This window comes from Synechococcus elongatus PCC 6301, from assembly GCF_000010065.1.
In the GTDB taxonomy this organism is placed as follows: domain Bacteria; phylum Cyanobacteriota; class Cyanobacteriia; order Synechococcales; family Synechococcaceae; genus Synechococcus; species Synechococcus elongatus.
On the sequence record NC_006576.1, the window covers coordinates 2650374 to 2662643 of the forward strand.

Below are 12270 nucleotides of genomic sequence, written 5' to 3' on the forward strand. Positions count from 1 at the left end.
TTCAGCCATTACTTTGCTAGGGGCTTAAATTTTAATTCTAAGTATGCTGAGAGCCAAATCCAGACTTTAGCCTACTAAGTAAGTAGATCACTTAATCCTAGGCTTGATGGCTTGGGATTTATTCCCAATTTTATGATTCCAGACAATACCGGCCAAGAAAGAACTGAGGAGAGCAGCGTTTATGCCCGGTAAAGCGAAGGGGCGCAGTCTCACCGCAGCTCAGTTTAATTTACGGAGCGATCGCCTGATCGCTGGCAAAGCACTTCGAAATGTTCTGCCCAGAACTGAACAGGCGAGCTGGCAACCCGCCCAGGATCGCCGCGATCCGATCGCCATTCTAGAAGACTCGAATCAAGGCCGAGTGCCTGAGCTAATTCCCATTCGCTATGGCCGCATGTTGCGCAGTCCGTTCACCTTTCTGAGAGGTTCTGCGGCGATCATGGCCTACGACTTGGCAACGACGCCCAATACTGGCATTCATGTGCAGGCTTGCGGCGACTGCCATCTTTTAAACTTTGGCCTATTCGCAACACCAGAGCGCAACCTTGTTTTTGACATCAATGATTTTGACGAGACACACCCTGCCCCTTGGGAGTGGGATCTCAAACGACTTGCAGTCAGCTTTGTAATTGCTGCTAGAAACAACCAGGTGGTTGATCAAGAGGCCGAATCTATTGCTGTCAGCTGTACTCGCTCCTATCGAGAACATTTACGCAACTATTCTCGGATGAGCCCACTTGAGGTTTGGTACGCACGTCTTGAGATGAAAGAGATTATCGAGATGGCTCCCACTGAAAAGATCAGAAAGCGCCGAGAAGAATTTGCAGAACGCGCCCAAAAAAGAATTGCTGAGCACCTCTTCCCTAAAATTGTAACTCTGAAGGAAGGGAAGCATCAGTTTGTTGATCAGCCGCCAATTCTCTTTCATAGCAATGACCCAACTTTAAGAAATCGAGTCATCAATGGACTACAAGCATATCGTAAATCGCTGCCGGATGAACGGCGTGTTCTTTTCGATCGCTATCGACTAGAAGACTACGCAACGAAGGTGGTTGGTATTGGAAGTGTAGGTACTCACTGCAGTATTGCTCTCTTTTTCTCTGAAGAGAATCACCCCTTGATTTTGCAAGTTAAGGAAGCTCGTCAATCAGTTCTAGAACCTTATACTCAGACGAATTGCTATGAGAATCAAGGACAAAGAGTCGTTGTTGGTCAGCGATTAATGCAGTCGTCTAGCGATATCTTTTTGGGCTGGGCACGATCGGATTTAGGTCGCGATTTCTATGTTCGACAATTGCGAGATATGAAATTTTCCTTGCCCATCGATGGAATGCAAGCCGAGCGATTCCACCGCTATGCCGAGTTCTGTGGTTGGGCGCTCGCCCGTGCCCATGCCAAAGCAGGGGATGCAGCCACAATTAGTGGCTATTTGGGAAAAGCAGATGCTTTCGATGAAGCGATCGCAAAATTTGCAGTCGCCTACGCCGATCAAACCGAACAAGACTATACAGCCCTAGTTCAGGCTGTGGCCAGCGGCCGCATTGAGGCGATCGTCGAAGAAGACCTGTAGGAACACCTTGCCCAGCGAGCTGAACTTGGGGATCCTCTCTGCTGGGCCACACCCGAGCCACTGGAACCCTGACGACCGAGCCCCCGCACAGGCAAAGAAGCGGGGACTACAAATGAGAATCTAGGCAGAGACGGGAGATTCTAAAGCTGCCAGTAGAGCATCGCCCATGCCTTTGCAGCCCACAAGAGTCATTCCTTCGGAATACAGATCGCCAGTTCGGTAGCCCTGATCGAGCACTTGGTTGACAGCAGCTTCAATGCGGGCAGCAGCTTCCGGCTCATCCAAGCCGTAGCGCAACATCATAGCTGCGCTCAACACTTGAGCGAGGGGGTTGGCTTTGTCTTGACCAGCGATGTCAGGTGCAGAGCCATGTACCGGTTCAAAAACGCCGGGGCCTTCGGCACCCAAGCTGGCAGACGGCAGCATGCCAATGCTACCCGTCAGCATTGCCGCAATGTCCGAAAGGATATCCCCAAAAAGATTGCCCGTGACGATGGTGTCGAACTGCTTGGGCCAACGCACCAACTGCATGGCGGCGTTATCAACGTAGAGGTGGCTGAGCTCCACATCAGCGTAGTCGCTGCCCAAGAGCGTCATCCGATCGCGCCAGAGTTGGGAGACCTCGAGCACATTTGCCTTATCCACCGAGCAAAGACGTTTGCCCCGTTTGCGGGCAATGTCAAAGGCAACTCGGCCAATGCGATCAATCTCATCCTCGCGGTAGACCATGGTGTTGAAAGCTCGCTGTCGTCCCTGTTCATCGGCGAAGCAGCCTTTAGGTTCCCCAAAGTAAATGCCGCCGGTCAGTTCTCGCACCACCATCAAATCGACGCCTTCGATCACTTCCCGTTTGAGGGAGGAGGCATCAACCAATTGAGGCAAAATTGCGGCGGGCCGCAGATTGGCAAACAGACCTAAGCCAGCTCGCAGACCTAAAAGACCGGTTTCCGGACGCTGCGATCGCGGCAAGGAATCCCACTTGTAGCCCCCGATCGCAGCCAGTAGGACAGCATCACTGTTGCGACAGGTCGCCAACGTGGCTTCAGGCAGGGGCTCACCGGTGGCATCGATTGCCGATCCGCCGATCAGTGCTTCCTCAAATTCAAAGTTGAGGTCAAACTGGCGACCGATTGCCCGCAGGATGTCAACGGTCACTGCCATAATCTCGGGACCGATGCCATCGCCAGGAAGCAGGGTAATCCGATAGGAGCGGGTCATGGGCGATCGCCTGAAGTCAGCGATTTTCACTGTACTAGAACCGCCTCCTCTCACCCAAAACTGAGCTGAGCCACCCCAAGAAAGGTCTGGGTCAACCTACTGGAAAATGACAGGTAGCCTACCCTGCCCAGCGAGCGAGCGCCCGAGGTTGGAGAGACTACTAGGACATCACGAGGCAGTGATGGAAGAAGGTTTGCAGGCGATCGAGCAGGCGGAGCGCGGGACGATGCTCGAGCTCTTGCTCAATTTCACAGAGAACTGCTGCCTCACGGGCGTCAATAAGGCTATCAGCGTAGATGACGCTGCTGATTTGCTCTAGCAAGGCTTCAACATCCTCACGACGGGGATGCTGTCTCAAATAAGCTGTTAGCCACTGTTCGAAAACAGCAGGCGAAATCGGTGTCGTTCGAGTCATGAGATCCTGAAATTCCGGATCGGCAGCCAAACGATGTTTTTCTAGCAAGCCCTTCAGGTAATTTCTTTCCTCGGGCTGCATATCGCCATCTAGCCAAGCAGCGCCAATGAGTAAGCGTAAAACAGAGCGTTGGTCGTGGGGCTCAAGGGTCAAGGGACGCATGGTTACAGACACCAATGCAACTGAGGAAAAGATTTCGGAGTCCAACCTCTCTCCTAGGATAGAGGGCCACCGAAAAAGTCGTGAGTTTCGCAAACCATTCTTTATGTTCAGGGCTTAAAATCAATCTGGTAGGTGTCAACCCGAAAACCAGAAGCGATTGTGCACCTGGGCTGAGCGATCGCTTGATCTCTTTCGGATGACATAGCGGGATTGTGATGGCCACAAACAACTGCCATAAAATAAAATGACATAAGTCTAAAGCTTAATGTTTGTTGCAGCTTTTTGAATGGTCATATGCTCAGTGTTTTTTATGATTTATAAATGACAATGAGTAGTTTAAGCTTTTGATATTGACCAAGCAAAAAAGAACTTTTGTGGTGAAATCTAGGGTTGGATTCAACTTTATAAATACAGGGTGAATACTGCGGGTTTTATAAATCCGTTGAAGTTTTTTAAGGTCAGGCGTAGAAGGGTGTCTGACGGCACTGCGATAGTGTTGTCAGACTCGCTTGGTCTGCCCCCATAACTCGCGATCGCGGAAGCCAAATCAGGACTGGTTGCGAGCGTTTGTCTCTGGCTGGCGATCCCAATCGGTTAAGGGAGTTGTCGCGCTTCAGTTTCACACTCAGCGGCCCTAGAACTCTGTTGGAGAGGGCGATCGGCAAAGTTTTTGGTCAGCCTGCTTGACAGCCACTGTTGCAGGCTGCAATATTAATAACTGCGCAAAGACGCGGGCGATTAACTCAGGGGTAGAGTACCACCATGACAAGGTGGGAGCCACTGGTTCAAATCCAGTATCGCCCATACTCAAGCCAGACAACCTAAGCGGTTACTCTTTCCATCCGTACTAGCCTTCGATAGTGCAGCGGATGCTAGCTCGGCTTAGTCTTGGCTGCTGTCAGCATGATAGGAGCTGCGCACGAGTGGCCCCGATCGCACCTGCTGAAAACCCAAATCTCGGGCGATCGCCCCCAGTTCCTCAAATTCAGCTGGCGTCCAATAGCGCTGCACCGGTAGGTGAGCTAGAGAGGGCTGGAGATATTGCCCCAAGGTCAGGCGATCGCAACCGACTTGCCGCAGCGCCTGCATCGTTTCAATCACTTCAGCCTGGGTTTCGCCCAGACCCAACATCAAACCTGACTTCGTGGGAATCATGGGAGCTTGCTGCTTCGCTAGCGCCAGCAACCGTAGCGAGCGATCGTAGCGAGCGCCGCGCCGCACTTGGCCTTGCAGTCGCTCGACGGTTTCAAGGTTGTGGTTAAAGCAAGCGGGTTGTTCAGCGAGAACAACTGCCAAGCGATCCGCCTGAGCCTGTTCAGCGCGATCGCGATCGGGTTCGCCCCCCCAAAAGTCTGGGGTCAACACTTCAATTTGGGTCTGAGGACAGCGCTGGGTGATCGCTTGCATCGTAGCGGCGAATTGAGTCGCACCCTGATCCGGCCGATCATCTCGGGCAACCGCTGTCAGCACCACATACTGGAGGCCCAAGGTCTCAACCGCTTCGGCCACGCGATCGGGTTCAGTCGGATCCAGTGGCAGCGGTGCATGGCCTTTATCTACTTGGCAAAAAGCACAGGACCGCGTACAGGTCGGTCCCATCAGTAAAAAGGTGGCTGTCCCCCGGGCATAGCATTCGCCCCGATTTGGACAGCGGCCTTCCTCACAAATGGTGTGAATCTGGCGTTGTTTGACAATTTGTTGGACGCGCGAGACCTGACTGGCAAACCCCAGGCCTGATCGCAGCCAAGGGGGGAGGGTGGAAGCGGGCGGTCTAGAGGCACTCACCGCAAAAGTCCAACGCTGCAGGCATTGTGGCACGGTTGACCCCAGCCTGAGCTGCTCGTTCCAGTTGAGACAGTCTCAAGATCGGCAACCAGGGGCGCAAGCTTCTGGTCCCGGAGAATTGTCTTCTTCACTTCGTCCTAACTGGATTAGAGAATGCAACATCAGTCCTGAGTTTGGGTGGTGGCCTAGCCGCCGAAGTAGATGCGAACGGTCTGCAAGCCTGCCTTACGCAGCGTCTGCAGTACTGTATTGAGCTGGCTAGACTGGGCGTAGGGGCCAACTACCACGAAGTTGCCCAGCGGTAGCGATCGGCTCTGAACCTGTCCGCCCTGCAGGTCGAAGCGAGTCAGGACGCTCGTCAGAGCTGGTACGTCTTGGCCGAAGCTAGGAATCGCCAGGTAATAGCCCCGGTTGTAGGTGGTGGGAATCGGTTGGGGCGTGTTGGCGAAGGGACTCGGCAGTTCCAACGAAGGAATCAAGCGGCCATCGACCGTGTCTTTGGCAAAGCCGGTGATTCCCAAAGCTTGAAATTGTTGCAGCCGTTGTTTGGCTTCAGTTGCGCCGGTAAAGGTACCCAGAGTGATAACCGTGCGCCCTTCGAAGTTGAGGAAGCCAACGCTGGGGTCTATCGTCCGCATAATATCGAGCAGCGCTTGGCTCGAACTATTGACGAAGACAACATAGTTGCCGGTACTAGGAGAGGGTACCGATCCTCCCGTCGGGACAGGAACGGAGGTTCCTGCTGGCACAACAGGTGTCACTGTGGGGGGCGCAGGCTGTACAGGGATGGGCGCTGAAGGAACAGCCGTTGGGGGCGGCGGTGGCAAAATATCTTGCGCGATCGCACTAGCGGCGGGAATGAGGCTGCTCGAAAGGCTACTGAGAAGTAGAAGAAACGATCGCACAGGCATTTGGCTTTGGGGCTCCAAGCCCTCCCTTCGCTGGCAGTGAGTCTAACGGGTTGATCTCCGCCTCGCAAGTTGTCGGTGTTAGCCTAGAACTGCTACTGCTGCCCAAGTTGACAGAAATAATGGAGCGCGTTGTCGTCGGACTCTCTGGCGGAGTCGATAGTTCCGTCGCTGCGGCGTTACTACATCGCCAAGGCTACGCCGTAGAAGGGTTGACGCTCTGGCTGATGAAGGGCAAGGGACAGTGCTGCTCGGAAGGCATGGTGGATGCGGCCGGCATCTGTGAGCAAATGGGCGTGCCTTATCACGTCGTTGATAGCCGCGATCGCTTCCAGGAGGCGATCGTTGATTACGTTGTCCAAGGCTACGAAGCTGGCATTACGCCGCTGCCCTGTTCGCAGTGCAATCGGGCCGTCAAGTTTGGGCCAATGCTTGACTACGCCAAAACTGAGTTAAAGGCTGATGCGATCGCGACGGGGCATTATGCGCGTCTGCGCCAGAATCCTGAAACGGGGCGGACAGAGCTGCTGCGCGCCGTCGATCGCAATAAGGATCAGACGTACTTTCTCTACGATCTCCCTCAATCGGTACTTCAATCCGTCAAGTTCCCCTTGGGTGAATTGACCAAACCGGAGACCCGCCAAATTGCAGCTGAGCTGGGGCTGCGTACCGCCGAAAAACCGGAAAGTCAGGATCTTTGCTTGGCAGAAGTCCATGGCTCGATGCGGGCATTTCTTGATCGCTACATCGAGTCGCGCGAAGGCGAGATTGTTGATCAGAGTGGTCGCGTTCTGGGCAAACACACGGGCATCCATCACTACACAATTGGCCAACGCAAGGGCTTGGGGATTGCCCATAGTGAGCCGCTCTACGTGATTGCGATCGATCCGATTCAGAATCGTGTGGTCGTCGGCGATCGCCATAGTGCAGCCCAATCTGAATGCACGGTCTCGCGGGTCAATTGGGTTTCGATCGCCCAACCTGATGCCCCGATTCAAGCGGCCGTCCAAGTGCGCTATCGCTCGGCACCCGTACCCTGTACCGTGATTCCCCTAGCGGGCGATCGGGCTCGTATTTTGTTTGCAGACCCCCAGTTCAGCATTACGCCCGGCCAAGCGGCGGTTTGGTATGACGGCGATCGCCTTCTGGGTGGAGGCCTGATTGATCGCGTGGAGCGAACAACGGAGCCAGTCTAGGCATCATCGCCACTGCGCAGAATCGATTTGAGGTGCTTGAGCCCCTTTTTGACTTGGCGCGACACTGTGACCGCGCTCAGACCGAGTTTTTCAGCAACCTCGCGCTGGGTCAGGTCATAGAAAAAGACAAACTCGAGAATTTCACGAGTTCTCTGCTCGAGCAGCTGCATTGCTTGCTGGAGTCGAATCCGATCCTCTTCGGCAAGCTGAAAACTGCGATATTTCGGATCTGCGATCGAGTCGCCGAGGCTTGTGACCTGCTCCTCATCGGCGTACAACGGCTGGTCGAGGCTGAGAGTGGTGCGATTGCGGCCAATCAGACGCACCTCTTGCCATTCCTCAGCATCCAAGCCCAAGCCCTGGCGCAGCTCTTCCTCCGTGGGTGATCGCCCTAGTTCACGCTGGAGTTTATGGCGGAGGGGGTCAATTTGCTGATGAAGTTCGGCCCAGCGCCGGGGTACTCGCACAGTGCCACTGCGATCGCGCAGATAGTGTTGAATCTCGCCGCGGATATAGGGTACTGCGAACGAACTAAATGCTTTACCCCGCTCCAGTTCAAAGCGATCGATCGCCGCAATTAACCCCAAGGATCCAATCTGCACAAGCTCCTCAAAGCTTTCGGGGCAGCGTTGCACCCAGCGGTAGGCTTCCTGACGCACCAACCCCAAATTCAGCTCAACGAGTCGATTCCGAATTCGATGATCACGCGTCTGTTGATACTGCCGTAGCAACAGAAACGTTTGTCGGCGGGGGTCAGAGGAGAGAGGTTCGCCCACATTGCTAACCAAGCAGAGGCAGCGTTTATTGCCCTAAGAATCGCACAAGCTTTGCAGCGACAGCGGTAAACGTTGAACTTGTTGACTAAAGCAGTACCCGGGACTGACCTAGACAGGAACTCAAATCCTAGTCATGAGGCCTAAGGTAACCCTACTGCCCTCTGGAGCGGTCGCACTGTCAACAGCACGACTTCACATTTGCTACATGAAGTGGCACGGCAATAGTCATCGGGATTGACCGGAATTCCAGCGTTCAGGTTGTGAAGTCGATACTGCTATTGAGGGGGGCTAACGAGGGCTTTCAGCATAGTGACGGAAGCGATCGAGATCGGCTTTGAGGGTGCCTTCAACAATGCGCCCCAAGAATAGCTTGTCCATCAATGGGCCAAGGCCGCCCGGAATCGCGTAGGAAATGCTCAGCCGCACGATGCTGTGATCTTGGCGATCGTAGAAACGAATGGCACCCCGATTGGGCAGACCATCCACTGACTCCCACTGGATTAACTGCTGCGGTACCAGCCGCGTAATCCGTGACAGCCAGCTAAACTCAAATCCCTGAGAAGCGAGCTTCCATCGCGACAGCTCGGGATCGTCTTTCTGGACTTGCACCGAGTCGATCCACTTCATCCAGCGGGGCATTTGCTCCAGATCCGACCACAGTTCCCAAGCACGCGCCACGGGAACAGCGACTTCGACCTGTACGCTATGTTCGAGCCAATCGCTCATCCAAGATCCTCGAGACTGGGTTCGATCGCTGCCCGCCGATTACGCAGCGATCGCCTGAGCTTCTAACATTGCTTTGGCGGCCCGGCGTCCCGAAATCGTGGCTCCCTCCATGCTATCGATGTAGTCCTGCTGCGTGTAGCTGCCGGCCAGGAAGAAGTTAGCGATCGGGGTTTTTTGATCAGGGCGGAATGGATCCATGCCCGGTGCCTCCCGATAGAGCGATTGCGCCAACTTGACTACATTGGACCAAGTCATATTGAGATCGCGGCTGCTGGGGAAGAGCTCATGCACTTGCTTGAGCACATGCTGAGCGATGTCTTCGTTCTTCATGGCAATGAAGGGATCGCCGGGTGTTAGAACGCATTGCAAGAGGGATCCTTGGCCTTTGCGGTAGTAGTCCTTGGGACTACTCAGGGCGAGGTCAGTAAAGCAAGAGAAATCGGCGTCAGCGGTGTAGAGCAGGTTATCGAGGCCAGTCGCATGGTCGAGTTGGTGCCGTTTTTCGCGATCGACCAGCTCGGTCACCCAGCCATCGAAGCGCAGTTGCACCGTCGCGACCGGCACCGCATCCAGCTTGTAGATGTTGTCGAACTCCGACCACTTGCGCCAGGCCTCCGGCAGCAAACGCTGAATTCCCGGCACATCGCAGGCCGCCAGATACACATCTGCTTCCACCCGTTCCACGGCATCACCGTCAGCGATCTGTAGACCTGTGACCACGGTTTGACCGTTGGTTTCCGTATATTCAATCTCCCGCACCCGTCGCTGCAGGTGCAGCGTTGCCCCTCGCGCTTGGATGTAGTCCAGAATCGGCTTGTGCAAATATTCCGCCGGAGAGCCTGCCAACAGATTCAGTTTCGAGGCTTCAGTCTTTGCGGCGAACATCTGGAAGACCGTCAGCATGCAGCGCGCTGAAATGTTCTCGGTATCGATGAAGCCTAGGGCATAGGCGATCGGGTTCCACATCCGTTTGAGGCTGCCTTCGCTGCCGCCGTGACTGCGGAACCAATCGGCAAAGCTGATCCGATCAAGGGCACGGATGATTTTCATCGCCCCTTCGTAGTCAAGGATGCCGCGCACGAGGGGGCTAGTGCCCAGTGCCAGTGCGCTTTGCAGCTTGTCCAGCCAGGTCAGTTGGCTGGTGGTGAAGAAGGCCTTGAGGCCATTGAAAGGAGCGCCGATCGGGAAGCGGAAATCCAGCTCACCGACTTCGCCGCCTTTGTTGATGAAGGTGTGGGTATGGGCTTTTGGCAGTAGATTCTCGAAGGCCCCCACTTTGCGCATCAGGGCGAAGAGGTTGGCGTAGTTGAAGAAGAAGACGTGCAGCCCCATTTCAATGTGGTTGCCATCAGCATCGATCCAGCTACCGACTTTGCCACCGACAAAGGGACGAGAGTCGTAGATCGCAACTTGGTGTCCAGCATCCACGAGGTCAATGGCAGCGGCGAGACCGGCCAAACCAGCACCGACAATGGCAACGCGCATAGGACCCAGAAATGCAGAACTATCACAACGAATTGTAAAGGACTGCGATCGCCTCCCTCGCTTCAGCAATGCATCTCAATGGTCGATCTCAGACCGATCCCCATTGCTCGGTATAGTTGAGAAAAATTTCTGAGGGCATCCCGTGAAAGCAGTGACACTGCTCGGTTCAACCGGCTCGATCGGGACACAAACCCTAGACATTCTTGAGCAGTATCCCGATCGCTTTCGCCTCGTAGGGCTGGCGGCTGGTCGTAATGTGGCGCTGTTGTCGGAGCAAATTCGGCGGCACCGACCAGAGATTGTGGCGATTCAAGATGCAGCTCAGCTGTCGGAACTGCAAGCGGCGATCGCAGACCTTGATAATCCGCCGCTCATCCTGACCGGTGAGGCAGGTGTCACGGAAGTGGCTCGCTACGGTGATGCCGAGATTGTTGTCACTGGCATTGTCGGTTGCGCTGGTCTGCTACCCACGATCGCCGCGATCGAAGCCGGCAAGGATATCGCCCTTGCCAACAAAGAAACCCTGATTGCAGCAGGCCCAGTGGTCCTGCCACTCCTGCAAAAGCACGGTGTCACCATTACGCCTGCCGACTCCGAGCACTCCGCGATCTTTCAGTGCATCCAAGGGCTTTCAACCCATGCTGATTTTCGGCCTGCTCAAGTCGTGGCAGGGCTGCGACGGATTCTCCTGACTGCCAGTGGCGGCGCTTTTCGGGACTGGCCGGTCGAACGGCTGTCGCAAGTAACTGTCGCAGATGCGCTCAAGCATCCCAACTGGTCGATGGGGCGCAAGATTACCGTCGACTCCGCCACCTTGATGAATAAAGGCCTCGAGGTGATCGAAGCCCACTATCTCTTCGGCTTGGATTACGACTACATCGACATCGTCATCCATCCCCAGAGCATCATCCACTCGCTGATTGAGCTAGAAGATACCTCCGTCTTGGCGCAATTGGGCTGGCCGGATATGCGACTGCCCTTGCTCTACGCCCTCTCCTGGCCCGATCGCCTCTCTACTCAATGGTCGGCGCTCGATCTGGTCAAAGCGGGCAGCTTGGAGTTCCGGGAACCGGATCACGCCAAATACCCCTGCATGGACTTGGCCTACGCCGCCGGTCGCAAAGGCGGCACAATGCCAGCCGTCTTGAATGCGGCGAATGAGCAAGCCGTCGCCCTCTTCCTAGAGGAGCAAATTCACTTCTCGGATATTCCGCGCCTGATTGAACGTGCCTGCGATCGCCACCAAACGGAGTGGCAACAGCAACCGAGCTTGGATGACATTTTGGCCTACGACGCTTGGGCACGGCAGTTTGTGCAAGCTAGCTATCAAAGTCTGGAATCCGTCGTTTAGGGCAGCAGCGTGGTCTATCGCTATCTGCTGTTTCACAAGCCCTACGATGTGCTCTGCCAGTTCAGTCCAAGCGATCGCCCCGATCAGCAGACCCTGAAGGACTACATCGATGTGCCTGAGGTCTATCCGGTCGGTCGCCTCGATCGCGATAGTGAGGGGTTGTTACTACTGACCAACAATGGGGCACTGCAGCATCGTCTTTGCCATCCGCGCTTTGGTCACGATCGCACCTATTGGGTGCAAGTCGAACGGGAACCGACCGAGGCAGCGCTGCAGGCTCTGCGTCAAGGAGTGCAAATTCAGGATTATCGAACCCGCCCCGCCAAAGTGCAGCGATTGGACGACCCTCAGATTCCCGAGCGGGACCCCCCGATTCGCTTCCGCAAAACCGTCCCGACGGCATGGCTGGCCCTGACTCTACAGGAAGGACGCAATCGCCAAGTACGGCGGATGACCGCTGCAGTGGGCCATCCAACGCTACGCTTGATACGAGCAGCGATCGCTACCCATCCGGATCAACCACCCCTTCAGTTGCAGGGGCTCGCCCCCGGAACCTGGCGAGACTTAACGGCGATCGAGTGCCGTCGACTCGAATCCCTTCTACGATAGGCCTAGTTCCAAGGCTCTTTGCAAGGACAGTGACAGCAGGCATGAGTGAGTCAATTCCTGAATCTGAGG

At 55.1% G+C, this 12270-nt stretch carries 11 protein-coding genes and 1 tRNA gene; 5 read left to right on the forward strand and 7 right to left on the reverse strand.

The features are described from left to right. Positions 1-181: 181 nt before the first annotated feature. Positions 182-1570: a DUF2252 domain-containing protein gene (locus SYC_RS13120; RefSeq protein ID WP_011244799.1), complete on the forward strand. Its 1389-nt coding sequence runs from the start codon at positions 182-184 to the stop codon at positions 1568-1570. Positions 1571-1690: 120 nt separating this feature from the next. On the opposite strand, the gene leuB is transcribed toward SYC_RS13120, so the two are convergent. Together leuB and SYC_RS13130 are read right to left on the reverse strand one after the other, a co-directional pair. Next, positions 1691-2788, reverse strand: coding sequence for a 3-isopropylmalate dehydrogenase (gene leuB, locus SYC_RS13125; RefSeq protein ID WP_011378058.1), 1098 nt, complete (start codon positions 2786-2788; stop codon positions 1691-1693). A 160-nt stretch (positions 2789-2948) separates the two neighbouring features. Further along, the gene (locus SYC_RS13130; protein WP_011244801.1) at positions 2949-3365 is read right to left on the reverse strand and encodes a TerB family tellurite resistance protein; all 417 of its coding nucleotides are present in this window, start codon (positions 3363-3365) and stop codon (positions 2949-2951) included. 732 nt (positions 3366-4097) lie between these two features. Here SYC_RS13130 and SYC_RS13135 point away from each other — a divergent pair. Beyond that, positions 4098-4169: transfer RNA gene (locus tag SYC_RS13135), tRNA-Val, on the forward strand. A 78-nt stretch (positions 4170-4247) separates the two neighbouring features. Here SYC_RS13135 and lipA read toward each other — a convergent pair. Next, positions 4248-5150, reverse strand: a complete 903-nt coding sequence (gene lipA / locus SYC_RS13140) for a lipoyl synthase (RefSeq protein ID WP_011244802.1) — start codon at positions 5148-5150, stop codon at positions 4248-4250. A gap of 185 nt (positions 5151-5335) precedes the next feature. Then, entirely contained in the window at positions 5336-6061 is a 726-nt protein-coding gene (locus tag SYC_RS13145) for a hypothetical protein (protein WP_011244803.1), read from the reverse strand. 119 nt (positions 6062-6180) lie between these two features. Here SYC_RS13145 and mnmA point away from each other — a divergent pair, with 119 nt between their 5' ends. Beyond that, on the forward strand, positions 6181-7254 hold the full coding sequence (gene mnmA / locus SYC_RS13150; protein WP_011244804.1) for a tRNA 2-thiouridine(34) synthase MnmA: 1074 nt from the start codon (positions 6181-6183) through the stop codon (positions 7252-7254). On the opposite strand, the gene SYC_RS13155 is transcribed toward mnmA, so the two are convergent. The 3 genes from SYC_RS13155 to zds form a co-directional block, all read right to left on the reverse strand. Beyond that, positions 7251-8030: an RNA polymerase sigma factor SigF gene (locus SYC_RS13155; RefSeq protein WP_011244805.1), complete on the reverse strand. Its 780-nt coding sequence runs from the start codon at positions 8028-8030 to the stop codon at positions 7251-7253. The genes mnmA and SYC_RS13155 overlap by 4 nt on opposite strands. A gap of 288 nt (positions 8031-8318) precedes the next feature. Further along, a complete protein-coding gene (locus tag SYC_RS13160; RefSeq protein WP_011244806.1) occupies positions 8319-8756 on the reverse strand; it encodes an SRPBCC family protein in 438 nt (145 codons plus the stop codon). 39 nt (positions 8757-8795) lie between these two features. After that, positions 8796-10241 (reverse strand): 9,9'-di-cis-zeta-carotene desaturase, encoded by a 1446-nt coding sequence (gene zds / locus SYC_RS13165; protein WP_011244807.1) that lies wholly within the window; start codon positions 10239-10241, stop codon positions 8796-8798. A 142-nt stretch (positions 10242-10383) separates the two neighbouring features. Between zds and SYC_RS13170 the strand changes: the two genes are divergently transcribed. Continuing rightward, on the forward strand, positions 10384-11592 hold the full coding sequence (locus SYC_RS13170; RefSeq protein WP_011244808.1) for a 1-deoxy-D-xylulose-5-phosphate reductoisomerase: 1209 nt from the start codon (positions 10384-10386) through the stop codon (positions 11590-11592). A gap of 9 nt (positions 11593-11601) precedes the next feature. Next, the gene (locus tag SYC_RS13175; protein ID WP_011244809.1) at positions 11602-12201 is read left to right on the forward strand and encodes a pseudouridine synthase; all 600 of its coding nucleotides are present in this window, start codon (positions 11602-11604) and stop codon (positions 12199-12201) included. Positions 12202-12270: the final 69 nt, after the last annotated feature.